Origin of the sequence: Paraburkholderia sacchari, assembly GCF_000785435.2 — a bacterium.
Taxonomy (GTDB): domain Bacteria; phylum Pseudomonadota; class Gammaproteobacteria; order Burkholderiales; family Burkholderiaceae; genus Paraburkholderia; species Paraburkholderia sacchari.
This window is the reverse complement of sequence record NZ_JTDB02000002.1, coordinates 387,714-412,166: the sequence shown is the minus strand read 5'-3', so window position 1 is coordinate 412,166 and position 24,453 is coordinate 387,714. Positions and strand designations below refer to the sequence as shown.

Sequence of the window (24,453 nt, the reverse complement as noted above, 5' to 3'; positions counted from 1 at the left end):
TGGCGCGGATATTGACGAAAGCCCGCGGGACGTGGGCTTTTTTGCTTGTAAGCGGTAACCAAGTTTTGGGGCTTGTTGATGACTACAACCGAAAATCAGATCGAGCTCGAGCTGATCGCCAAGCTAGACGATCTCAAATATATATACCGGCCCGATATTCGCGACCGTGCCGCGCTGGAAGCCAACTTCCGCGGGAAGTTTCAAGAGCTTAACCGAGTCACGCTGACCGACAGCGAGTTCCAGCGTCTATTAGATGAAATCGTCAGCCCCGACGTCTTCACTGCCGCCCACACACTTCGTAACCGCAATGCCTTCACGCGCGATGACGGTACGCCTTTGAACTACACGCTGGTCAATATCAACGATTGGTGCAAGAACACATTCGAGGTTGTCAGGCAGCTGCGAATCAATACTGACTACAGCCACCATCGGTACGACGTCCTTCTGTTGATCAACGGCATACCTGTCGTCCAGATTGAGCTGAAGACGCTCGGCATCAATCCCCGTCGGGCGATCGAGCAGGTCGTTGAATACAAAAACGACGCCGGCAATGGCTACACGCGTACGCTCCTTTGTTTCATACAGCTGTTCGTTGTGAGTAACCGCGATTCCACCTACTACTTCGCGAATAACAATGACCGCCATTTCAGCTTCAACGCCGAGGAGCGTTTCCTTCCGATTTACCAGTATGCAGCTCCGGACAACTCGAAGATCACCGGAATAGATCGCTTCGCGGACGCTTTCCTTGCTAAATGCACCCTCGGGCAGACGATCAGCCGGTATATGGTACTTGTCGCCAGCGAGCAGAAGCTGCTGATGATGCGGCCATACCAGATCTACGCCGTCAAGAATATCGTCGAATGGATCGAGAAGAACCTCGGCAACGGTTACGTATGGCATACCACGGGCAGTGGCAAGACGCTTACTAGCTTCAAGGCTTCCACGCTCCTTAAGGCCAATCCGAATATCGAGAAGTGTCTTTTTGTCGTGGACCGCAAGGATCTCGATCGCCAGACCCGCGAAGAGTTCAACCGCTTCCAGGAAGGTTGCGTAGAGGAAAACACCAACACGGACACCCTCGTCAATCGCCTGCTTTCGGACGACGCTGCTGACAAGGTCATTGTCTGCACGATCCAGAAGCTCGGCCTCGCCCTCGACGAAAACAGCAAGCGCAACAAGGGCCGGGAGAAAAAAGGACTATCGACTTACGCAGACCTCCTCGAACCACTGCGCGACAAGCGCGTCGTCTTCATTTTCGACGAGTGCCACCGTTCACAATTCGGCGAGAACCATCAGGCCATCAAGGAGTTTTTTCCCAAGGCTCAGCTCTTCGGTTTTACGGGCACGCCGATCTTCCGCGAGAACGCCACCTACAAGCGGATCGAGGGCGACGTCCAGACCCTCAAGATGACTAAGGACCTCTTCCAGGAGTCGTTGCACCAATACACCATCACCGATGCCATCGGAGACCGGAACGTCCTGCGCTTCCACGTCGACTACTACAAGCCCGACGGCAAAAATGCCATCAAGCCCGGCGAGACGCTCGCCAAGCTAGCTATCGTCGATGCCATTCTCGCCAAGCACGACGCCGCCACCGGCGCGCGCAAGTTCAACGCCATCCTCGCCACCACGTCGATCAACGATGCGATCGAGTACTACAATATCTTCAATAAGGTTCAGGCCGAGAAGCAGAAGACGGACGCTAGTTTCGTCCCGCTTAATATCGCCGCTGTGTTCTCCCCGCCGGCCGACGTCAGCGCCGACGTGAAGCAGCTCCAGGAAGACTTGCCGCGGGAGCAGGAAGACAACAAGCACGAGCCCGAGGCCAAGAAGGATGCCCTGAAGTCCATCATCGCCGGCTACAACGACCGCTTCGGCACAAATCACCGCATTGAGGAGTTCGACCTTTACTACCAGGATGTCCAGAAGCGCATCAAGGACCAGCAGTATTCAAATGCGGACTTGCGGAAAGCTGATCCGCGAGGAAAGTTCGCGCACAAGATTGACATCACCATCGTTGTCGATATGCTTCTGACTGGCTTCGACTCCAAGTACCTCAACACCCTCTACGTCGACAAGAACCTCAAATACCATGCGCTGATCCAGGCCTTCAGCCGCACCAACCGCTTGCTGAACGACACGAAGCCCTACGGCCACATTCTCGACTTCCGCGGCCAGCAGGATGCGGTCGACTCTGCGATCGCGCTCTTTTCCGGGAAGAAAATCGAGAAAGCTCGCGAGATCTGGCTTGTCGAAAAGGCACCCGTTGTCATCGACAAGCTTAAAGCTGCAAAGGAAGAGCTCGACAGCTTCATGAAGTCGCAAGGCCTCTCCGGGAAGCCCGAAGACGTCGCCAACCTCACGGGCGACAATGCCCTTGTGGGCTTTGTGAACTATTTCAAGAGAGTGCAGAAGCTGCAGACCCAGCTCGACCAGTACACTGATCTTACCGCCGAGCAGAAACAGGCGATCCAGGCTGTGCTGCCCAAGGACGAGCTGAACGCTTTCCGGGGCGTCTACCTCGAGACCGCACGGTGGCTCAAAACACAACAGAACAAGCCGGGGGATCAGAAGAGCGAGGAGGTCAATCAGCTCGATTTCGAGTTTGTCCTCTTTGCTTCGGCCACCATCGACTATGACTACATCATGAAGCTCATCACCGACTTTTCCGCAAGTTTGCCGGGCAAGGCGACGATGAGCCGCGACGAGCTGATCGGTCTAATCGGGGCCGACTCAAAGTTCCTCGATGAGCGCGAAGACATCACCGAATACGTCCGCGGCCTCAAGGCCGGCGAAGGCCTCGATGAGTCCGCCATTCGCGCGGGCTACCAGCGGTTCAAGGACCAAAAGGCCTCCCGTGAGCTCGCAAACTTCGCTGCTAAACACGGCTTGCCTGCAGCGTCGCTTCAGGCCTTCGTCGACGACATCCTCAGCCGCAAGATCTTCGACGGCGAGCAACTAACCGAACTTCTCGCGCCGCTCGAACTCGGCTGGAAAGCACGCACTCAGAAGGAACTGGCACTCATGTCCGATCTTATACCGCTGCTAAAGAAGCGCACCGGCGGCCGCGATATCTCCGGGCTCAAGGCTTACGAGGAATAAGCGATGAAGAAAAACACCAAATCAACGGTGACGCCGAAGCTGCGATTTCCGGAGTTTCGCGGCGACGGATCCTGGGAAGCGAAGCCATTGAGTGATCTCAGTGACCGGATCGTCGAAAAGGTCGGGGATACTCAGCTAACGCCAGTTAGCATCACTGCGGGCCGCGGGTTTGTCTCACAGGTGGAGAAGTTTGGTCGCGATATCTCGGGCGCCCAGTACAAGAATTATTTCCATATGAGGCGCGGCGATTTTGCCTACAACAAGGGAAACTCTAACCTTTACCCTCAGGGATGCGTCTATCGGCTCAAAGAATTCGAAGAAGCAGCGGCATCGAACGCCTTTATCTGCTTCCGGCTCAGGGCCGGAAATGCCCCCGGCTTCTTAGAGGGACTGTTCGAGAAAAACGCGCACGGTCAACAGCTAGCCAAGTTTCTAACTAGCGGTGCTCGAAGCGATGGCTTACTCAACATCAGGCCTGACGAGTTCTTCAGCGTCAGGTTTTCGTTACCACCGAGGTCGGCCGAGCAAAAAAAGATCGCTGATTGTTTGAGCTCGCTCGACGAGGTGATTCGCGCCCAAGCACGGAAAGTGGAGGCGTTGAAGGCTCACAAACGTGGCCTAATGCGACAATTGTTTCCCCGAGAAGGCGAAACGCTGCCCCGCGTTCGCTTCCCCGAGTTCCGTGATGCGCCCGCGTGGCAGGAAACGACTTTGGGACAGCTTGTGGACTTCCGCTCAGGTGGCACTCCGTCGAAGGCAAATCCTGAGTATTGGAATGGCACTATCCCATGGGTGTCCGCTAAAGACATGAAGCGGTTATTCCTGGAGGACACCGAAGATCACATCACGGCTGCAGCTGTTCGCGATGGAGCGAAGCGGGTGCCAGCGGGCACGGTGTTGATGCTGACTCGCGGCATGACCTTGCTCAACGATGTACCAATTTGCATTCTTAGACGTGAGATGAGCTTCAACCAAGATGTAAAGGCTCTCCGACCGAAAGGAGATCTCGGCGAGTACTTTCTCCCGTATCTGCTGCAGGGAAACAAACGGCGTCTACTCCGCATGGTTGACTTGGCCGGTCACGGTACGGGGCGACTCAACACAGATGAATTGATGGCACTTGACGTAATGCTTCCGCGGCCTGCAGAACAGCGCAAAATCGCTGACTGTCTCTACTCCCTTGACGGCTTAATCCCTGCCGAGTCCGAAAGGCTTGATGCCTTGAGGGCCTACAAGAATGGGCTCATGCAGCGGTTGTTCCCGTCGCAGGAGGAGCGCCTGTGAAGCTGGACGAGATTGCCCAATCGCTGAGAGATGATGATGCGCGAATCATTCTTGCCTACGCGTTCAATGCGACGGGGAAGACGCAACTGTCCGTAGCTTTCAAGAATGCGACCAAGCTAGACGACGGCAGGCATATGGGCGTCTACTACAATGCATTCAGCGAAGACCTTTTTGTTTGGGACAACGATGAAGATAACGATGGAGCCAACGTACGGCTCACCGTTCTTCCCAGCAGTCTGAGCAAGTTTCATGCATTGCTGACTGAGGACAACATCCGCGACAAGCTGAATGTCTATAAGCCCAAGTTCGGCTTTGAGCTGAAATTGCACGACGATGACCCAGAAAAAGGGATTGAATCAATTTCGTTCTTTATCCCAAATCAGAATCCAGATGTGCCGCAGCCGCCGATCAAGATATCGCGAGGAGAAGAACGCATCTTCGTCTGGTGTTTTTTTCTTGCGCTTTTCGAGGTCGAGGGATGGGCAGATGAGCAGTCGAACCACTTCTTTATCGACGACCCTGTATCCAGCTTGGATGACCACCACATTTTTATCACGGCCGAAACCCTTTTCGAGCTGATCGAGAAACACTACAAGCGCCGGAAGATCATCATTACCACCCATCATGCAGGGCTCTACTCGATCCTCAGCGGTTGGCTTAGGAAGGGGGACCAGCGTCAGAGGTTCGAGAAACTGGTGAAGATTTGCATTCTGAGTGGCAAATCGGGCGATTTGTCCCTAGAAAAGGACAAGGACGATGTGCACCTGTATCACCTGAGATTGCTTCAGATCCTGGATAAGGCCACGAAGGCAAACGACCTACGGTCCTACCACTTCGCATTGCTGCGACAGGTGCTGGAGAACGTCGCATCGTTTCTCGGAAAGGGACAGTTTGGTTATGTGCTCGGACAGATTGGCATCGACGACGCGAACGACACGGCGGACATCATTAATACCCTCTCGCATAAAAGGGTCTATTACTACGAGTCGGATCATCTGGTGCCTGACCGACGCCGTATGTTTGAGACTGTTTTGACCAAGCTTCAGGAAAAGTACAACTTCGTATTGCACGCAGAGTGATTCATGACAGAACAAGATCAGAAACAACTTGGTAAGACGCTCTGGAATATCGCAGACCAGTTGCGAGGGGCGATGAACGCGGACGACTTCCGTGACTACATGTTGTCGTTCCTCTTCCTGCGTTACCTTTCGGGCAACTACGAGCTGGCAGCGAAGAAGGAGTTGGGGACGGACTATCCGAAGCTGGAGAGCGCTGAAGGGACGCCGCCGCTGGCGGTATGGTATGAGGAAAATCCGGATGACGTGGCCGAGTTCGAGAAGCAGATGCGACGCAAGGTTCACTATGTCATCAAGCCCGAGTACCTCTGGGGCAGTATCGTCCACTTAGCCAGGACACAAAGCGACGAGTTGCTCAACTCGCTCCAGAAGGGGTTCAAGTACATCGAGGAAGAATCGTTCCAGAGCAACTTCCAGGGGCTCTTCTCGGAGATCAACCTCGCCTCAGACAAGCTCGGACGAAAGTACGCCGACCGAAACGCCAAGCTCTGCTCGATCATCTCGGAAATCGCGCGCGGCATCGCACTCTTCTCGACCAACACCGATGCCCTCGGCGATGCGTATGAATACCTTATTGGGCAGTTCGCGGCAGGGTCAGGCAAAAAGGCTGGGGAGTTTTACACGCCGCAGCAGATCTCAAGCATCTTGTCTGGCATCGTCACGCTCGACAGCCAAGAGCCCAAAACGGGCAATCGGACCAAGCTGGACAGCGTATTCGATTTCGCCTGCGGGTCCGGCTCACTCCTCCTCAATGTGCGTCATCGCATGAAGGATGCGGGCGGGACGATCGGCAAGATCTACGGACTGGAGAAGAACATCACAACCTACAACCTGGCGCGCATGAACATGCTGCTGCACGGGGTGAAGGACACGGAGTTCGAGATCTATCACGGCGACACACTCACGAACGATTGGGATTTTCTGCGCGAGACGAACCCCGCAAAGAAGCCACAGTTCGACGCGGTGGTGGCTAACCCGCCGTTTAGCTATCGCTGGGAGCCAAGCGAAGCGATGAGTGAGGATGCGCGCTTCAAGAACCACGGCGTCGCGCCCAAGAGTGCGGCCGACTTTGCCTTTCTGTTGCATGGGCTGCACTATCTGAAGGACGACGGCGTGATGTCGATCATCCTGCCGCACGGCGTGCTCTTCCGCGGAGGGGCGGAAGAGCGCATCCGACGCAAACTGTTGGACGATGGGCACATCGACACCGTGATCGGGCTGCCGGCGAACCTGTTTTATTCGACAGGTATTCCGGTCTGCATCCTCGTTCTGAAAAAGTGCAAGAAACCGGACGACGTGCTTTTCATTAATGCGGCTGAGCACTTCGAGAAAGGTAAGCGTCAGAACCAGCTGCGGCCCGAGCATATCGACAGGATCATCAACACATATCGGTACCGCAAGGAAGAGCCGCGCTACTCGCGAAGGGTGGGCATGGAGGAAATCGAGCAGAACGATTTCAACCTGAACATCTCGCGTTACGTCAGTACGGCGGTTGCGGAAGACGAGGTCGATCTAAAGGCGGTGCATCGGCAACTGGTTGCCATCGAGAAGGAAATCACGAAGGCGAAGGACAAGCACAACACCTTCCTGAAGGAGCTCGGATTGCCTCTGCAGCCTTGACGGGAGACTGGGATTTTCCGGAATGTTCACGGAACCGGGGGCCGTTGAAAGGCCCACCGGTTCCACATCGTTGTTTTGCTTGAGCGGCAGGGCGTACGTCGTGGGGGTAACTTTGGGGCTAACCGCTTGCGACCGAGCCTGACCGTCACTACTCATCGTCTGCTGTGCGGTCTTCGTCAGCCAATGCAGGCTCTTCTCTCGAAGCAATGCCAGCACCGTTTCACGATCATCGTAGAAGTCACCGGTTGGATAAAGAAGCCGACACGCTCGAACGGTTCTACGAGAGCGTGAAAATGCGGGCGGAAAGTATCGACAACGCGGCGAGCAAGCAGAAGATCGTCGTGGGGTTATACGACAAGTTCTTCCGCAACGCCTTCCCGAAGATGACCGAACGTCTGGGGATCGTATACAAGCCGGTCGAAGTCGTTGACTTCATCATTCATATTCTCGTCCGCACACAAGAATCTGATGTTGGCACATCGATCCGTACCTAAGCTTCCGGACAACGACTCCAGCCTTCGCGCCGCATGTTTATGGCTTGGAACTCGATGGAGGACGCGTCTGGCTTTGCCAAGGAAACCGATCAGGCCCAACGTTCAGAAAATGCAGTGCGTCGCATTAGTCAAGTACAGCTTTCACAACGTCTACTTCTACGTGTTGAAACAAAGTTGCTCCCCACAATGCCATTTCAGTAACGCCCGTCCCTAGTGATTTTGGGGCAACGACCGTTGCACAACGATGCTTGGCCAGCCATACGCAAAAGCAGCTCGACGAGTGGACGGCGCCCAAAACCGGCGCTAGCCTATCCTGCAATACCTCGATTTCCTTCTATTTTCATAGCGCAATTTGAAACGTTCGCCAGAGGGGCGTCAAACGCTACCGACCTACCGCAGAACGGGATCGCCGGTTTCGTGGAAAGAATGTGAGTGCGTTTGCCTTCGGTAGCTAGATGCGACGCAGTTATGCAAGGAACTGCGCCGAATACGCCGCGAAGAATGATCGCATCAAATGAAAAGCTGCGGCACAATCGTATTCGATACGACAACCATCCGCGAATAAGTTCTGTGCTACCGAGTGCGGCATGTCCACTCGATGGCTACGCCACCTCATCGAAATCCAAGGGCAACGGTTCGAAATAGCATGCTGCGATTGCCAACGTTGTTCCTCCGCCACTGACCGGAAAAAATACGTTGTTCCCAGGTGTTTCATTGCCGTCCAAGGCGCACCGCTGACGTCTACAACTCTCACGAGCACGGCGTTGACGTGCTGGCCAACGGCATGCAGGATCGTTTAGAAACACCCGATCGCCTGATGGCAACGGAGGGTCATCATGCCTGCGCCGAAAATGTTCACGAAAGCCCAATGGGATGAGTTCGTCCGACTGCTCGATGCGCTACCGGAAAAACCACCTTCGGAGCAACGCATCACTGTGCGGGATGCGATGCCAAACGTGCGCGTCCATATTGACTCGGCTCGCGCCAAAGGTTACTCGGTCGAGCAACTGATAGAGCAAGCGAAGCAGGCGGGTATCGATGTGACGGCCAGTGCACTTCGATACGCACTGCAGGAAGCGAAGAAGCGACGGGGAACCGGTCGTCGACTGGACGGCGCACCCGGGGCTGGCGGTCGCACGAGTACTTCCCGCAACCCTTCGGCAAAGCGCGCAGTTGTTCAGCAAACCAGCTTGGCACGTCAGGCAAAACGGGAGCGCGAAAACAACAAACCCAGTTCGACGGGTATTCAAGATACGTTCGGCTTCCAAATCAGACCTGATATCGAAGACCTTTGAACCCGACAGCGATGCAAACGGATCAGCGCTATGGACGCCATCAAAACGCGCCTAAACGCAACCCGACGACGCGAGAACGTCGCGTGATTCATGTGTAGACGGGTAGCAACAAAAAGATCTATGTCCTGCGCAGAAATTTACCTTGGGGCCGCCGATTGCACAGTATCTACTTTCAACGGGCGTCCGTGCGCCTGTATCCCCAGGAAGGGAGTTCTGAACTAAGCGCTGACCAAGAACTCGGCCCGCCAGAAACTTCGCCTCAAAAAACCCGCGGCCGGATCGGCCCGACCTCCGCCCCTGCTTTCAGTCGATCGAGATTGTCCGCCCACGCCTGCATCATCGCAACGCGGTCGTCGATGAACCGGGTCCGGTTATAGGCGCTGCCGAGCGAGTCGGGAACTCGATGGGCCAACTGGTGTTCGATGACTTCGGCCGGAAACCGAAGCCGCTCGTGCAGAATGGTCCGAGCCATGGCCCGGAATCCGTGGCCGGTGATTTCGGTTTTCGTGTCGAAGCCTAGACGTTGTAGCGCAGCGTTGATCGCCGCCCCGCTCATGGGCTTTCTGCGATCGCGACCTGTAAAGACGTAACGCCATTTTCCCGTCAGCGCCTGCAGTTCTTTCAGGATATCCACCGCCTGCGTAGCCAGGGGTACAAGATGCTCGGTCTTCGTCTTGGAGACGGTATAGCGCCATTCGCACCGTTCCAGATCAATCTGGGCCCACTCGGCCTGCCTCAACTCGCCAGGTCGTACGAAGAGCAACGGCGCAAGTTGCAGCGCCGCGCGTACGACCAGTGTCCCGGAAAAGCTATCGAAGGCGCGCAGCATCTCGCCGACCTTCTCGGGATCCGTAATCGAGGCGAAGTGGGTATGCTTGTTCGGTCGCAGCGCGCCGCGTAAGTCGGCACTGACGTCGCGCATTGCGCGCCCCGTCACCACGGCGTAGCGAAAGATCTGGCCGCAGTTCTGCTGGAGCCGGTGTGCAGTGTCGTGAGCACCGCGCTTCTCGGCACGGCGCAGCACTTCGAGCACTTCGGGCGGACTGATGTCGGCGATGGGACGTGATCCAAGCCATGGAAACAGGTCCTTCTTCAGCCGCCCCATGATCTTCTCGGAGTGGCTCGGTGCCCAGCCGGGTACCTGCTGCTCGAACCACTCGAGCGCGACGGCCTCGAAGGTCGTGGCCGCGTTGAGCCGCGCCAACCGTTTCTTGTCCTTCTTGGCCTGACCAGGGTCGATGCCATCGGCCAGCAACGCACGAGCCTCGTCGCGCTTTCTGCGCGCGTGGGCGAGCGTGACATCCGGATAGACGCCCAACGCCAGCTTCCGCTCGCGGTCGTTGAATCGGTATTTGAGTCGCCAATATTTCCCGCCTGACGGAGAAATCTCGAGATACATGCCGCGGCCGTCGGAGACCCGGTACGTCTTCTCCTGTGCGGCAGCCCGGCGAACTTCAAGATCGGTAAGAGGCATGGGACACCTCCCGTAGCGTGGGGGCCTAAATTTCTGGCGGGCTCAAAAATGAGCGCCATGCCCCCAAACCTGCGCCGAAAGGCCCCCGGCTGTCAACGGAAACCATGATCCCAAAGTGGAAACAAAAACCCCGCGAGCCTTACGGGACGCGGGGTTTCGGGAATACCTTGGAACTACCTGGAACATCGGATGGTGGAGCGGAGGAGGATCGAACTCCCGACCTTCGCATTGCGAACGCGACGCTCTCCCAGCTGAGCTACCGCCCCACTATCCAAATGATTCTAGCACAGCAATTTCCGGTTGTGCCAAGCACCAAAATTGCGCGACCTCAACCTCAAAAGCCCGCGAAAATGCCCGCATTACTTGGCAGCAGAAGCATCCGGCGCCCCAGCCAAAACCCAAGCCACCACATCCTTCACATCCCCCGCACTCATCCGCGGATGCGCAGGCATAGGAACCGCGCCCCAAACCCCAGCGCCCCCATCCCTTACCTTCTTCTCAAGCTTGGCCTGCGCCCCGGCATCGCCCTTGTACTTGGCAGCAATATCCTTAAACGAAGGCCCCACAAGCTTCCGATCCACCGTATGACACCCCATGCAGGCATTGGACCGCGCAACCACGGCCCCATTGCCCACCGCCGCATCAGCAGCAAAAGCCGGAGCCCCTCCAGCAACGCCAGCAGCAAGCGCCACCACCCCAGCAACCCACCGCCCAGGCACAACAAAAGAACGCATCACCATCACATCGTCTTCCCATTGCTACCCGGATGCACCGGCGCAGAATCCTTCACCGGCGCGGGCGATTGCACATCGAGCGGCTGGGAGCTCACGCCCGAATCCGGCACCGCGCCCACAGTCGGCGCATCTGCCGCACTCACCGGCGCCGTAGCCGCACCAGTCCCGCTACCCGACGCATTCGCCGCAGCCGCCTGCGCCGGCTGAATGTACTGATAGCACTTCACCACCTGCATCACGCCAGGCACCGTGCTCGCCGCGTTCGCGCCAATATTGCCTTCCTGCGTAGTCACGAGCCCCATCAAATAGATAATGCCGCGCTCGCTCACCACCTTGAAGTTATTCGCCGAGATGTCCTTATAGGCCACCAGCTCGCTCTTCACGCGCCCTTCAAGATACGAGTCGTTGGCGCGCGACGAGAACGAGCTCGCCGGCTGCACCGCCAGTTCGTTGATGACCGATCCCACGTTCGCGACGCCACGCACGATGGTTTCGGCTTTCTGCTTCGATGCTTCGTCGGGTACTTCGCCCGTTATCAGCACGCGCTGGTTGAACACGGCCACGTTCACGTGCGAGCTGTCGGGCAGGCCGCTGCTCAGGTTCGAGAGCGCCTTCACCTGGATCTCGCGGTCTTCGGTCTGAGAGCCCACGGTGCGCCGGTCGGTCGCCACCAGCGCGGTGCCGCCCGCCGCCGCGCCCGCGACGGCGAGGAAGCAACCCTGCAGGCTCGCGCACAGCGAGGCTGCGAAGCCGATCGTCAGCGTGGTCCGGGCCAGCGCGCGCATCTTGCTGTTTCTGCTCATCAACTCCCTCTCCTTCGTCCTTCGCGGTCAGTCTTCGCCCAGCAGCATCGCGTCGATGCCATCGCACAGGCAGTGGATCGTTAGCAGGTGTACTTCCTGGATGCGCGCGGTCCGGTCGGACGGCACGCTCAGGTGGATGTCGGTGTCGGCGAGCGCGTCGTTGACCATGCCGCCGCCTTTGCCGGTCAGCGCAATCACGATCATTTCGCGCTCGTGCGCAACTTCGATGGCGGCCAGCACGTTGGCCGAGTTGCCCGAGGTCGTGATGGCAAGCAGCACATCGCCGGGCTGGCCGAGCGCGCGCACTTGTCTCGCGAACACCTGGTCGTACGCGTAGTCGTTCGCCAGCGCCGTGAGCACGGAGGCATCGGTCGTGAGCGCGAGCGCGGGCAGGCTCGGGCGTTCGCGCTCGAAGCGGCCGATCAGTTCGGCGGCGAAGTGCTGGGCGTCGGCGGCCGAGCCGCCGTTGCCGCATGCGAGTATTTTGTTGCCGTTCGCCAGCGCGGCGAACATCGTGTCGACCGCGGCGGCAATCGGCACGGCCAGGGCTTCCATCGCGGCGAGCTTGACTGCTGCGCTGTCGCGAAAGTGCTGTTGAATTCGTTCGACGGACATCGACTCTCTAATCTGTACTGCGGGTATCGCGAATATTCCGCGTGATTGCGGCGTGCCGCAAGTTTAGCGCACTCACGCTCGTTCTCTTCCGGCGTTCTTTTCCGCACGCGTTTTTCATGCCGTTTTTGCGCATGCAGGCGTCTGCGCACATCCACATCGGCTTGCGCTTCGCGCGCTCAACGTCCGTCTTCGCGAAACGCGTCGCGCAGCCACGCGAGACGTCCGCCGTCGAACGTCACCACGTCGAAGCGGCACGCCGTCGGCAACGCCTCGCGTGCATGCGCATTCATCGCGAGGCCTGCCAGGTAATAGCGCGCCGCGCGCAAGATGCGCTGCTGCTTGTGCCAGCCCACGCTCGCCGCCGCGCCGCCATAGCCGTGCCGCGTGCGTGCGCGCACTTCCACGAAAACGAGCGTGCCGTCGCGATCGCGCATCACCAGGTCCAGTTCGCCGCCACGGCAATGCACGTTGCGCGCAACCAGCACGAGGCGCTGACGCTGCAAAAAAGCGAGTGCGTGCGATTCAAAGCGCGCGCCTGCCTCACGGCGTGAGGCATTGGACCGGCCTTGCGCGTAAAAGTTGTCGCGATGTGGACTCACCGGCTCATCCGCGCCTGCACGCGTGCGCGAGACGCGTCTGCCGCCCTCGCGCTGCCGCGTGTCCTGCGCCGCCGCGCCGTCCCCCACATGGCACAATGACGGCCTCTTTTCTTGCGTTCGCGCGTTCCGTGTCATGACGTCCCTCCTCGAACTCGCCCAAGCCCAGCAATATCCCGCCGCCACGCTGTATGTCGTGGCGACGCCCATCGGCAATACGGCCGACATCACCTTGCGCGCGCTGCATGTGCTCGGCCTCGTCGATCGCATCGCCGCCGAGGACACGCGCAACACGGGCCAACTGCTCGCGCGCTATGGCATTTCGAAGCCGCTCGTCGCCGTGCACGAACACAACGAGCGCGAAGCGGCGCTGCGCGTGATCGAGCATCTGCGCGCGGGCGAGCGCGTGGCCTGCGTCTCGGACGCGGGTACGCCCGGCATCTCGGACCCCGGCGCGAAGCTCGTGGATGCGGTGCGCGCCGCCGGTTTCCAGGTCGTGCCGCTGCCGGGCGCGAGCGCGCTGGCCACTGCGCTTTCCGCAGCCGGCGACTGGGTCGCGACCTTCACGTTCCTCGGCTTTCTGCCTTCGAAGCCCAAGCAACGCGCGGCCGCGTTGCAAGCGCTCGGGACGCATGCGCATGCGATGGTGTTCTACGAAGCGCCGCATCGCATTGTCGATACCGTGCAGGCGCTAGCCGATGCGTTCGGCCCCGCGCGGCGTCTGCTGATCGCCCGCGAGTTGACGAAGCTACACGAGGCGCTCTGGTGCGGCACCCTGGCCGAAGGGCCAGCGTGGCTGGCCGCCGATGCCAATCGTCAACGCGGTGAGTTCGTGCTGGCCGTGGAAGGTGCGAGCGCGCGATCGCCTGGCGACGCCGATCACGATGCGCTGCTGCGTGTGCTGCTGGAAGAGGTGCCGGTAAAGGGCGCGGCGAAGATCGCGGCGGCGCTTACGGGCGCGTCGCGCAACGCGCTCTACGCGCGTGCGCTGGAGCTGAAGAACGAAGGCGGAGATGAGGAAGCTGAGGAAGACGCCAACTGACGCCAACTGCGCGTCGACAACTACGCGCCGATAACCGTCAGAAAAACCGAAGGGCCGCGTCGATTGATCGACACGGCCCTTCATGTTTGCAACCTCAGCGTGGCGAAGCTCAGTTGGTGGTCGAGTTTGCCGCCAGCATTTCGGCTTGCGCGGCCTTCGCTTCCTGGCGCGAGAGGCCTTCGATGTTCACCTTCGCGGTGCCCGCATGCTGGAGGCCCAGCACCTTCGCCGCCGCAAAGGACAGGTCGAGAACGCGGCCACGCGCGTACGGTCCGCGGTCGTTGATCTTCACCACGACCGACTTCGAGGTGGCGGGCACGCTCACGCGTACATAGGAGCCGAGCGGCAGCGTGCGGTGCGCGGCGGTCAGCGCCTTCATGTCGAAGCGTTCGCCGCTCGCGGTCTTGCGGCCATGGAACGCGCGGCCGTACCACGAGGCGCGGCCGGTCTGGTGGAACGAGCCGACGTCAGGCGTGTTGCCGTCGATCGGTTGTGCGTCGGCAAGCGAGTTGTCCTTGCCAGCGCCTGCTGCAGGCAGCGAGCCGAACGCGGAGCCGTAGCTCTGCGGAGCGGCGAACGCCGTGTGCGCGTCCTTGGTGCTGAGCGAGTTGCCCTGCGCGTGGTCCTGCGGACCAGGCGGCATGGCACAACCGGCCAGCACGGACACGGCTGCGAGACTCCCGAGTCGTCGTCGAGAAAGTCCGAATTTCATAAGTTAGCCATCGTGTTTCGGAGCCGTCCCGCGCCTTGGTTGCGCGTTCGTGGATGACTCCGGCGGTCGCAGGCAAAAGAACACCCCTCCCGCCGATCGATGAAAAAAGGCGAGCGAATGCCAATACCCGGATGCAGCCCCATATGCCGCTAACCGCTGGTTTTCTTTCACGTCTGGCGCAGCCTGTCCCCGGCAGCCTGACCAGACCCCACATGCCGCCATCGAACGCGATGTACACGTTCAGGCGCGCCGGTAACACACGGCGCACAGGAACGGCGGCGTAGGCCCCACCCAGCGTCACGGCAGCAAGGCCGTGGCAGGCGCGTAGCACCTGGCTGGGCAAGACGTGCGGTGCCGAACGGATCGGCACCTGATTTGCCATCTTGTAAGGCAGCCTGTTTAGCCAGCCTTTCTTGACGGCACTGCTTGACGGCGATGCATCGAGACCCGTTTTAAACCGCGGGTCGCATCGCCCAGTGAATGCACGCGTAACGTGCTTGATGGACCGCATTATACCTAAAAGTAATTCTTGCCATCCTTGCCGGGTAGAAAACTCCATGATTTTTCACTATTGATGTAACAAAGCCGTTTGTCCTACTCATCCGATGGCCTTGTCTGACAAGGCTGCCAGATGCCCTCCAGCAAGCCCCGGCGGCGTCTTGCGCGCCCCGGTACAATCGGGTCTTTGGCCTGGTCCAGGTCCACGCAACACACGTCATCCAAGAGCCGCACGCATGAAAGTCACGCTGATTCCCGTCACGCCGTTCCAGCAAAACAGTTCGCTTCTCGTCTGCGAGGCAACGCGGCGTGCCGCCGTGGTCGATCCGGGCGGCGACCTCGATCGCATCGAGGCCGAGATCGAGCGCCAGGGCGTGCAGCTCGAAAAGGTGCTGCTCACGCACGGCCATCTCGATCACTGCGCGGGTGCGAAGGAACTCGCCGAGAAGTTCGGCGTGCCGATCTTCGGCCCGCATGAGGACGAGCGTTTCTGGATCGATCAGTTGCCGCAGCAAAGCGAGCGCTTCGGCTTTGGCCACGCGCAGGCGTTCGAGCCCGACCGCTGGCTCGCGGACGGCGACACCGTGCAGTTTGGAGGTGAGGAGCTGGAGGTCTACCACTGTCCCGGCCACACGCCTGGACACGTCGTGTTCTTCAGCCGCAAGCATGACCTCGCGCTGGTGGGCGATGTGCTGTTCGCGGGCTCGATCGGGCGCACCGACTTTCCGCGTGGCAATCACGCGGACCTGATCCGCTCGATCCGCGAGAAGCTTTGGCCGCTCGGCAACGAAGTCACGTTCGTGCCGGGCCACGGTCCGGTTTCGACTTTCGGCGAGGAGCGCCGCACGAATCCCTATGTAGCAGACAGCGTGCCTGGCGTTTCGGGCGGCGCGAGCCAGGCCCCTTGGGGTTGAGCGCCGAGCCGAGTTCGCCAGCACGCGTAGAACCTGTTATCGAATCCAGCTCATGACTCCAGCGAATCAAACCGCCATTGAAGAGATCTACGTCAGCACCGACGTCGAGGCCGACGGCCCCATCCCCGGACCGCACTCGATGCTGAGCTTCGCGTCGGCGGCCTACACCGCCGACAAGCGTTTGATCGCGACCTTCTCGGCGAATCTCGCCACGCTCGAAGGCGCGGCGCCGCATCCGGTGCAGGCCGCGTGGTGGGAAACGCAGCCCGACGCATGGGCCGCGTGCCGCAAGGATCTGCAGGACCCGGCCGAAGCGCTCAATGCCTATGTGGAGTGGGTGGAGGCGCTGCCCGGCAAGCCCGTGTTCGTGGCCATGCCGGCAGGCTTCGATTTCACCTTCATGTTCTGGTACATGATGCGCTTCGCGGGGCGCTGCCCATTCTCGTGGTCGGCGCTCGACATCAAGACGCTCGCGTTCGCCATGACGGGCCTGCCGTACCGCAAGTGCATCAAGCCGCGCTTTCCGAAGCACTGGTTCGACGACCACCCGCACACCCACGTCGCGCTCGACGACGCCATCGAGCAAGGCGCGCTGTTCTGCAACATGCTCGCCGATCTGCGCGCGCAGCAGGCGGCGCTGGCAACCGCCTCCGCTCTCGATGATGGGGACACCTCGGGGCGGAAAGCCACCATCTGAGCATCAAATTAGGGAATCTCCCTCGTCAAGCGCGGTTTGCATTGCGTTTCGTTTTTCCGGCCTCTAACATTCGGAAATACGGCGACGCACATGGAGGCGCATTTGACACTCGATACGTTCTCTCAAAAGATCCTGCGTCTTTTGCAGCTCGACGCGCGCCGCTCGGTGCAGGAAATCTCCGATCAGGTGGGCCTCTCCAGCACGCCGTGCTGGCGGCGCATCAAGGACATGGAGCAGTCGGGCGTGATCCAGCGCTACACGGCGCTGCTCGATCGCGAGAAGCTCGGCTTGCACGTCTGCGCGCTCGCGCATATTCATCTCACGCGGCACACCGAAGGCGGCGTGGAGGCGTTCGAGCGCGAGATCGCCACCTGCCCCGAAGTGACCGAGTGCTACAGCACGACCGGCGAATCGGATTACATCCTCAAGATCGTTGCGCCGGACATCAAGGCTTACGACACCTTCCTGCACGAACGCATCTTCCGCATTCCGGCGGTCGCGCAGGTGCGCACGAGCGTCGTGCTGCGGGAAATCAAGTTCGATACGCAATTGCCGCTGTGAGCGGTTGATCCTTTAAGCCTCGCTCCGGCGCGGCTGGCGGCCGCGGTACTACGCGCCCGCCGGTCCCGGACCTGGCGTCGGCGCTTTCATCGGCGTCGCGGCCTGCACCGCTTCCACCTTGCTCGCGCCGAGCTTGCGCGCGAGCGCCTGCATGTCGATGCCGTCGATACGTCCCGCTTCGCTGTGCGCCGCCAGCACGACCTGGATTTCGAGGCCCGTGCTCAGGTAGTGAAGCGTGACCGCCTCCACGCGCACGCCGTGCGCCGCAAGCGCCTCGCGCAGCGCACTCGCGACTTCGCTGCGCGGCGGCAGGTTCGCGACCGAGCGCACGTGCATGTCGTCCTCGGGATCGACGTGGATCAGCGCGTCGAGCACGCGCGGGTCCTTGAGCAGGCGCGCGCGCGCCATCTCCGCAATGTAGTGCCCTTCCGAAACCGAGATCAGCGGATCGACGAGAATATGCGCATCCACGAGCGCGAGGTCGCCAGTCTTGCGCGTGCGCAGTTCGTGCACGTCGAGCACGCCGGGCGTGCCCACCAGCGTGGCGCGCAAGTCGGCGGTGGTGGTTTCGTCGAGCGCGCGATCGGAGAGATCCTGGAGCGCGTCCCAGCCGAACACCCAACCCATGCGCGCGACCATGAAGCCGACGATGGCCGCCGCGATCGGATCGAGCAGCCGCACGCCCATGAGGCTGCCCACAATGCCAATGGCGACCACGAGCGACGATGCCGCGTCGGAGCGCGCATGCCACGCGTTGGCGATCAGCATGGCCGAGCGCACGCGCTGCGCCTCGCGCAGCATGTAGCGAAACAGCGCCTCCTTGGAAACGAGCACGAGCACGGCCACCGCAAGCGCGCTCGCGTGAACCGGCGGAATGTCGCCGAGATTGGCGATGCGCGTGCCGGCGCGCGCGAGCATGCCCACGCCCACGGCAATCAGCAATGCGCCGAGAAATAATGAGGCCACCGTTTCATAACGGCTGTGGCCGTAATTGTGATCGGCGTCCGGCTTTGCGCCGCTATGGCGGTTCGCAAGCAGCACGACGAAATCGGAGACGAGATCGGAGAGCGAATGGATGCCGTCGGCGATCAAGGCCTGTGAATGCGCAAACACGCCAACCGCGATTTGCAGCACGACCAGCACCGAATTGACGCCGACGCTCACAAACGTGGTCTTGCGCGCAACGCGCTGTTTATCCGATGATGATATGGCGGTGGTGGTGGACATGCATTACAAAGCGCGAGCGTGGAATAGCCGCCATTGTAATGGCCCTACCATGACCAATTGGAGATACCCCTGGAATCTTCTTTTAAATCAGCCGATTACGAGAACACCTCGTATTCGCGTTTACGCAAGAGGAACAATGCCGCAAGGCATTGGAAAGGCATCAGTAAGAGAGCAACAAAAAAGCCGCGCTTGCCCCGTGACGGCGCGGCTTTTTCGCTTTGCGGGCCGCAAGGCCCATCGCCCGAATGCCAGAAGGTGATTAATTACTTCTGAATCAGGAAATCGTCGCGGTCCTTGCCGGCAATCCAGCGCGGCGGCTTGCCACGGCCCGACCACGTGCTGCCGCTTTCAGGGTCACGGTATTTCGGCGCGACGCTTGCGCGCGAGCGGCTGGCTGCCTTGGCGCCCTTGCCTGCTGCGCGGCCGCCGCCGAGTTCGGCCAGCGTAATGCCGTAATCAGCCATTTTCTGCTTGATCTCGTCGAGGACTTCGGCATATTCACGCGCCTTCGCCTCTTCAATCTGCTTCTCCAGCTTTTCTCGCTGAGCGAGGAGTTCCTTGTAGGACGACATAGGTATCCTGGTGGTTTGTTAATTAATGGCTACCAATCTTGCGTCAGTATGCCCATTGACAGGTGAATTGCCTCGGAATTTGCAGGCGAGATTAACACAGAATCGAATGTCGCGAAAAGCGTACAGCAATAGAAATAATTAAACCGAATTAGGCATCGCGGAGCATCGCGCCAGGCCGCGCAGATCTGCCATTTCGTGCAAATCGGTATTTTCGTCCAATATCCCATTTTTCAGATAAATCGCGCTCTCATAATTCGCAGGTCATGAAAATTAATTGATAAAAAAACCGAAAACATTTCATCTCATGCGAACTTCAGGCGGCACCAACGTATTATCTCGAAATCGCGCAATGCGCCACGAGAGGCAGCGAACGAGGCCCGCCGCCTTATAGAAAAAATACTCAGCTTGCATGCCGTGCGAGGCAATCGGCTATCACGGCATGCAAGGATTGCGTGTCGCTCTGCGGTGCCTCGAAAACATAGCGTGTGCGCACGCCGTCGATGCCGAGGTCAGCGCCGTAGCGGTCCACGCCCAGTAGCGCGAGCCCGTCGCGCCGTTTCGGATGCGTTTCGAAGAAGCGGATCAACGCTTCTTCCTCGTTGGCGGCAAGCGGATCGAGCGGGTCGAGATCCGCGCCGTCGAGCCAGCCCATCGCGCCAAAGCCGCCGATATAGCGCAGGCGCTCCACGCGCATCGTCCAGAACGTGAAATCGCCGAGCGCGAGATAACGCGCGGCGTCCGGCTGATACCGGAGATAGCGGCGCGCGAGCGCCTCGGCGTCAAAATCGGCTTCTACTCCGGCGTTCACGCCAGCTTCGGGCCCGCTCGGCTCGAACCGGCCGAGCAGCGTCATGCGCGGCGCGCTCAGCACATCGTCGCCGTTCATCTGCGCGACGAGGAATCCCGCGCGCGAGTCGTCCTGCAGATTGCGCGTGTGCTCGGCAAGCCGGCTTACAAGGATGACCGGGCGGTGGCGCGCATCGGGCACGAACGGCAGCAGCGTCGGATAAGGAAAGCCAAGCGGTTCGCGCGCGTGGGTGGCGAGCGTGCCGGTGGCGGTCTGATGCAGCAGATGCAGCGGAGCGTGAGCAGGGATCTTCAAGGGATGTCCTCGATCGATGACGGGTCGATGGGCGCGGCGCGGTCCCACTCACTATTAGAACAGGCCACGCGGCCGCAAGCAGCCCATGCGCGCCTTCGCTAGAATTTCCGCTCGCCTTTCAAAAAGCTGATTCGCTGTTGTCCACCCCAGGATTTTCCGTGTCCGATCACTTCCCCGACTCGTCCCTCGCACAACCGCCCCATGCCGTTCATCGCGCGCTGCCCGCCGCCACGCGCCAGCGCGCGCGCGTCGCGACCATGGCGCTCTTTTTTATCGCGGGGATGATGTACGCGTCCTGGGGCGTCCACGTGCCCACGGTGCGCGACAAATTCCACCTGAGCGCGGCCCTGCTTTCCTATGCGCTCTTCGCCGTGGCGGGCGGCTCGATCGCGGCCATGACAACCATCGCCGGATGGATCGCGCGCGTCGGCACGCGCCGCGCCTGCCTCACGGGCGGCCTCACCATGTCGGTGTGCGGCGCGCTGATTCTCGTCGTGCCGTACTACTGGATGCTGCTCGTCGTGCTCGCGGCGTTCGGCATGGGCATGGCCACGCTCGACGTCGCCATGAACGCCGAGGCGAGCGACGTCGAAGAAGCGGTCGGCAAGCCGATCATGTCGGCGCTGCACGGCATGTTCAGCCTGGGCGGCATGGCCGGCGCAGCCGTCGGCGGCGCACTGCTCGCGCACGGCATGGCGCCCGCGCTGCATCTGTTCCTGGCTTCCGTGGCGGCCGCGCTCGTGCTCGCCGTGTCGTGCCCCGCCGTGCTGCCGCACGTGCCGCACGCCACCCACGGCGAGCACGCCAAAACCGGCAATCGCTGGCGCACGCCCGCGCTGTGGGCGCTGGGCGGCATCGCGCTGATCGCGCTGATCGCCGAAGGCGCGATGTACGACTGGGCCACGGTCTATATGCGCGACGTCGTGCTCTCGACGCCGGCGCTGGCGAGCGCCGCCTACGCCGCGTTCTCGGGCGGCATGGCCGCCGCGCGCTTTGCCGGCGACGCCGTGCGCGCACGCTTCGGCGCGCCGCAGCTCGTGTTCGCGAGCGCCTCGCTCGCCTGCGCCGGCATGATCGGCGCGCTGCTGCTGCCGTATTCGTTCGCCGCGCTCACGGGCTTCACGCTCATGGGACTCGGCCTCGCGAACATGATGCCGGTGCTGTTCGCCGCCGCCGCGCGCGTGAAAGGTATCCACGCCGCCGAGGGCCTCGCGCACGTCGCGGGCATCGCTTACTTCGGGCTGTTGTTCGGGCCGGTCGTGATCGGCGGCATCACGCAGGTGACCAATCTCACCGTCGGGCTCGCGGTGGTCGCGCTGTGCGCCGCGCTCGTGGCGTTCGCCGGGCCGAAAGTGCTCAGGCGGCTGGGGATTTGACGCTTGCGCCGTTTGTAAAGCGCGCCCTCCAAAACAAAAGCCCGCGGGTCCAAAAACCCACGGGCTTTAACTACTGCGGCAACTATGAAGTCGAACGCGTGACGATTTACATCTTCACCACGTCGAGCAGCGACTTCTTGCCGGCCTTGTAGTTGTACAGCGAGATCACGCCGTGCTTGAGGTCGCCCTTCGAATCGAAGGTCGTCTCGCCAATCACGCCCTTGTAATCCGTAGCCGGCATGGCGGCGAGGATCTTGGCCGGATCGGTCGAGTTGGCGCGCTTCATCGCGTCGACGATGATGTACACCGCGTCATACGTGAACGGCGCGTAGATCTGGATCGGCTGGCCGAAACGCTTCTCGAACTTCGCTTCGAACGCCTTGCCGCCCGGCATCTTTTCGAGCGCCATGCCCGCTTCCGAACACACGATGTTGTCGGTCGCGTCGCCGGCGAGGTCGGCGAGCTTGTCGGTACAGACGCCGTCGCCCGCGAGCACCTTGGCGCGCAGGCCAAGCTGCTTGGCTTGCTTGGCGAACGGGCCGCCGGTGGCGTCCATGCCGCCGTACATGATCGCGTCGGGGTTCTCGCCCTTGATCTTCGTGAGAATGGCGCGGAAGTCCACGGCCTTGTCGTTGGTCGCGTCATGCGAAACCACGTTCATGCCGAGCGACTTGGCGGTCTTCTCGAATTCGTTCGCAAGGCCCTGGCCATAAGCCGTCGAGTCGTCGACGATCGCCACGCTCTTGAGCTTCAGAGTCTTCGCCGCGTAGTTCGCGAGCGCCGGACCCTGCTGGGCGTCGGTCGCCACCACGCGATAGGTGGTCTTGAAGCCTTGCTGCGTGTAGGCCGGGTTGGTGGCCGACGGCGAGATCTGCACGATGCCCGCATCGCTGTAAATCTTCGAAGCCGGGATCGAGGTGCCCGAGTTCAGGTGGCCCACGACCGCGACGACCTTGTCGTCGACGAGCTTCTGCGCGACCTGCGTGGCCGTGCGCGGGTCGGCTGCGTCGTCCTGGGCGTCGAGCGCCAGCGTGACCTTCTGACCGTTGATCGTCAGGCCCTTCGCGTTGATTTCCTCGACCGCGAGGCGCGCGCCATTTTCGTTGTCCTTGCCGAGGTGCGCAATGCCGCCCGTCAGCGGCGCGACGTGGCCGATCTTGACCGTTTCGTCGGCGCTCGCTGCCGTTGCAAACGACGCGAACAAAACGACTGCCGCGCTAATCGGCAACAGCTTGTGAAGCTTGATATTCATGTAAGTCTCCGGTTTCGAACCAACAGCAACGTAATCGCCCAGTGCTCCCGCGCCCCGAACGTGTCGCTCCCCGTGCGGACGACCACGCGGATGCATCCTTGATGCACCTGGCCCGTATGGCGAAAAGCCCGCTCATGGCAGACCGCCCATCCATACTTGCGCGCAAGTGTAGGTGATCAAATTAATTTGGAGTATTTTTTTCAGATATCGGGGCGAGTACCAATAGGCTTTCACCCGAATACTTCGAAAGCCCGGTCAATCGGCCTGCCGACCTTGACCCGTAAGGGCTCCCCAAGAAGTTTGCAATCCTTTCGAAAGCATTTTCCAGGGTGCGTCCGAATATTTTTCGGGATTTTTGGCGAGTTAGGAGGAGGATGGTAAATGCGTTGACGGCCACGATAACGTTTGCATTTCGAATGCGCCACTCGCTTCGGGATTAGCTGAAATTAAAGTCAGCCTTCGATTAATTCGCAGCACGCACGAATCGTTGCGCGCTCCAGGGTTTTCTCGCATCAAATTGGCCACGTACCCGAAAAGCGATTAATCGCGATTATTACGCTCTGCTTGCGCACGGCGCGCTGCAGACCGCGCGCCGCCATGGCAAACTGGCTCCCCGTTTTCGGCACCACCCCATTCGCGTAGAAGGAGAGCAACGTGAGCGTATTGACCAAGTGGATCGACATTCCCGCCGGCAAGGACAGTTTCGGCGCGTATCTCGCCCTGCCCAAGGGCGGCAAGGGTCCGGGCATCGTCATCATTCAGGAAATCTTCGGCGTGAACGGCCACATTCGCGACGTGGTCGAGCAGTACGCGCTCGACGGCTACGTGGCGATCGCCCCCGACATCTTCTGGCGCACCGCGCCGCGCGTCGAGCTCGACTATGTGGGCGCGGACCGCGAGCGCGGAATCGAGCTGATGAAGAAGACCGACATGACTCTCGTTGTCGAGGACATTGCCGCGACGGCCGCCACGCTGCGCAAGCTGCCCGAGTGCAGTGGCAAGGTCGCCGCCATCGGCTATTGCCTGGGCGGCCGGCTCGCGTATCTGGCCGCGGCGAGCGGCTCCTTGGATGCGGCGGTTTCGTACTATGGCGGCGGCATTCACACGCAGCTCGATCTCGCCGACCAGATCAAGCAGCCGATGCTGTTCCATTACGCCGAACTCGACCACGGCATTCCGCTCGACGCGGTGGGCCAGGTGAAGGAGCGCTTCGCCGGCCGCGACAACGCCGAATTCCATCTCTACCCGGGCGCCGATCACGGCTTCAACTGCTCGGTCCGCGCGTCGTATAACCAGAATGCGTCGGCGCTCGCGCACGGCCGCACGCTCACATTCCTCGCGCAAAACCTGTAACAAAACCGCCAGCGCGCGCAAGCGCGGCACAGGAAGCGGCCATTGCGGCAGAAT

22 protein-coding genes and 1 tRNA gene are annotated in these 24,453 nt (G+C 60.5%); 12 read left to right on the top strand and 11 right to left on the bottom strand.

The window, feature by feature from the left end; all coding sequences use genetic code 11:
- The first annotated feature begins 78 nt into the window (after positions 1–78).
- The 6 genes from NH14_RS08630 (at position 79) to NH14_RS08605 (ending at position 8,871) form a co-directional block, all read left to right on the top strand.
- Entirely contained in the window at positions 79–3,102 is a 3,024-nt protein-coding gene (locus NH14_RS08630) for a type I restriction endonuclease subunit R (protein WP_035523547.1), read from the top strand.
- Positions 3,103–3,105: 3 nt separating this feature from the next.
- Positions 3,106–4,386 (top strand): restriction endonuclease subunit S, encoded by a 1,281-nt coding sequence (locus tag NH14_RS08625; protein WP_035523545.1) that lies wholly within the window; start codon positions 3,106–3,108, stop codon positions 4,384–4,386.
- A complete protein-coding gene (locus NH14_RS08620) occupies positions 4,383–5,465 on the top strand; it encodes an AAA family ATPase (RefSeq protein ID WP_035523542.1) in 1,083 nt (360 codons plus the stop codon). Before NH14_RS08625 ends, NH14_RS08620 begins: the two co-directional genes overlap by 4 nt.
- 3 nt (positions 5,466–5,468) lie before the next feature.
- On the top strand, positions 5,469–7,082 hold the full coding sequence (locus NH14_RS08615) for a type I restriction-modification system subunit M (protein ID WP_035523541.1): 1,614 nt from the start codon (positions 5,469–5,471) through the stop codon (positions 7,080–7,082).
- A 245-nt stretch (positions 7,083–7,327) separates the two neighbouring features.
- The gene (locus NH14_RS08610) at positions 7,328–7,576 is read left to right on the top strand and encodes a hypothetical protein (protein ID WP_035523538.1); all 249 of its coding nucleotides are present in this window, start codon (positions 7,328–7,330) and stop codon (positions 7,574–7,576) included.
- A gap of 836 nt (positions 7,577–8,412) precedes the next feature.
- The gene (locus NH14_RS08605; RefSeq protein ID WP_035523536.1) at positions 8,413–8,871 is read left to right on the top strand and encodes a hypothetical protein; all 459 of its coding nucleotides are present in this window, start codon (positions 8,413–8,415) and stop codon (positions 8,869–8,871) included.
- Positions 8,872–9,130: 259 nt separating this feature from the next.
- Here the strand turns inward: NH14_RS08605 and NH14_RS08600 are convergent, their stop codons facing one another.
- The 6 genes from NH14_RS08600 to NH14_RS08575 form a co-directional block, all read right to left on the bottom strand.
- A complete protein-coding gene (locus NH14_RS08600) occupies positions 9,131–10,345 on the bottom strand; it encodes a tyrosine-type recombinase/integrase (RefSeq protein ID WP_035523533.1) in 1,215 nt (404 codons plus the stop codon).
- A gap of 190 nt (positions 10,346–10,535) precedes the next feature.
- Positions 10,536–10,611, bottom strand: a tRNA-Ala gene (locus tag NH14_RS08595).
- Positions 10,612–10,704: 93 nt separating this feature from the next.
- Positions 10,705–11,079 (bottom strand): c-type cytochrome, encoded by a 375-nt coding sequence (locus tag NH14_RS08590; protein ID WP_035523991.1) that lies wholly within the window; start codon positions 11,077–11,079, stop codon positions 10,705–10,707.
- 5 nt (positions 11,080–11,084) lie between these two features.
- Entirely contained in the window at positions 11,085–11,882 is a 798-nt protein-coding gene (locus NH14_RS08585) for a BON domain-containing protein (RefSeq protein WP_035523530.1), read from the bottom strand.
- 27 nt (positions 11,883–11,909) lie between these two features.
- Positions 11,910–12,497, bottom strand: a complete 588-nt coding sequence (locus NH14_RS08580) for a phosphoheptose isomerase (protein WP_035523528.1) — start codon at positions 12,495–12,497, stop codon at positions 11,910–11,912.
- Positions 12,498–12,673: 176 nt separating this feature from the next.
- The gene (locus tag NH14_RS08575; RefSeq protein WP_084225176.1) at positions 12,674–13,231 is read right to left on the bottom strand and encodes a YraN family protein; all 558 of its coding nucleotides are present in this window, start codon (positions 13,229–13,231) and stop codon (positions 12,674–12,676) included.
- Here NH14_RS08575 and rsmI point away from each other — a divergent pair.
- Positions 13,230–14,135 carry a 16S rRNA (cytidine(1402)-2'-O)-methyltransferase gene (gene rsmI, locus NH14_RS08570; protein ID WP_035523525.1) on the top strand — a complete coding sequence of 302 codons (906 nt, stop codon included), beginning with the start codon at positions 13,230–13,232 and terminating at the stop codon, positions 14,133–14,135. The two genes, NH14_RS08575 and rsmI, sit on opposite strands and share 2 nt — an antisense overlap.
- Positions 14,136–14,244: 109 nt before the next feature.
- On the opposite strand, the gene NH14_RS08565 is transcribed toward rsmI, so the two are convergent.
- Positions 14,245–14,847: a septal ring lytic transglycosylase RlpA family protein gene (locus NH14_RS08565; protein WP_035523523.1), complete on the bottom strand. Its 603-nt coding sequence runs from the start codon at positions 14,845–14,847 to the stop codon at positions 14,245–14,247.
- Positions 14,848–15,581: 734 nt separating this feature from the next.
- Here NH14_RS08565 and NH14_RS08560 point away from each other — a divergent pair.
- From NH14_RS08560 to NH14_RS08550, 3 genes are all read left to right on the top strand, one after another.
- Positions 15,582–16,259 (top strand): MBL fold metallo-hydrolase, encoded by a 678-nt coding sequence (locus NH14_RS08560; RefSeq protein ID WP_052147871.1) that lies wholly within the window; start codon positions 15,582–15,584, stop codon positions 16,257–16,259.
- Positions 16,260–16,311: 52 nt separating this feature from the next.
- Entirely contained in the window at positions 16,312–16,956 is a 645-nt protein-coding gene (locus tag NH14_RS08555; protein ID WP_035523520.1) for a 3'-5' exonuclease family protein, read from the top strand.
- A 90-nt stretch (positions 16,957–17,046) separates the two neighbouring features.
- On the top strand, positions 17,047–17,517 hold the full coding sequence (locus NH14_RS08550) for an Lrp/AsnC family transcriptional regulator (RefSeq protein ID WP_174220033.1): 471 nt from the start codon (positions 17,047–17,049) through the stop codon (positions 17,515–17,517).
- A gap of 48 nt (positions 17,518–17,565) precedes the next feature.
- Here the strand turns inward: NH14_RS08550 and NH14_RS08545 are convergent, their stop codons facing one another.
- The 3 genes from NH14_RS08545 to NH14_RS08535 form a co-directional block, all read right to left on the bottom strand.
- Positions 17,566–18,744 (bottom strand): cation diffusion facilitator family transporter, encoded by a 1,179-nt coding sequence (locus tag NH14_RS08545; protein WP_052147870.1) that lies wholly within the window; start codon positions 18,742–18,744, stop codon positions 17,566–17,568.
- 263 nt (positions 18,745–19,007) lie between these two features.
- On the bottom strand, positions 19,008–19,316 hold the full coding sequence (locus tag NH14_RS08540) for an H-NS histone family protein (protein ID WP_035523518.1): 309 nt from the start codon (positions 19,314–19,316) through the stop codon (positions 19,008–19,010).
- A gap of 400 nt (positions 19,317–19,716) precedes the next feature.
- The gene (locus NH14_RS08535; RefSeq protein WP_035523515.1) at positions 19,717–20,418 is read right to left on the bottom strand and encodes a HugZ family pyridoxamine 5'-phosphate oxidase; all 702 of its coding nucleotides are present in this window, start codon (positions 20,416–20,418) and stop codon (positions 19,717–19,719) included.
- Between the two features lie 158 nt (positions 20,419–20,576).
- Between NH14_RS08535 and NH14_RS08530 the strand changes: the two genes are divergently transcribed.
- Complete coding sequence (locus NH14_RS08530; RefSeq protein ID WP_035523512.1) at positions 20,577–21,794, top strand: MFS transporter; 1,218 nt, start codon at positions 20,577–20,579, stop codon at positions 21,792–21,794.
- A 106-nt stretch (positions 21,795–21,900) separates the two neighbouring features.
- On the opposite strand, the gene NH14_RS08525 is transcribed toward NH14_RS08530, so the two are convergent.
- A complete protein-coding gene (locus NH14_RS08525; protein ID WP_035523508.1) occupies positions 21,901–23,046 on the bottom strand; it encodes a branched-chain amino acid ABC transporter substrate-binding protein in 1,146 nt (381 codons plus the stop codon).
- 654 nt (positions 23,047–23,700) lie between these two features.
- On the opposite strand from NH14_RS08525, the gene NH14_RS08520 reads away from it, so the two are divergent.
- Positions 23,701–24,399 (top strand): dienelactone hydrolase family protein, encoded by a 699-nt coding sequence (locus tag NH14_RS08520; protein WP_035523505.1) that lies wholly within the window; start codon positions 23,701–23,703, stop codon positions 24,397–24,399.
- Positions 24,400–24,453 lie beyond the last annotated feature (54 nt).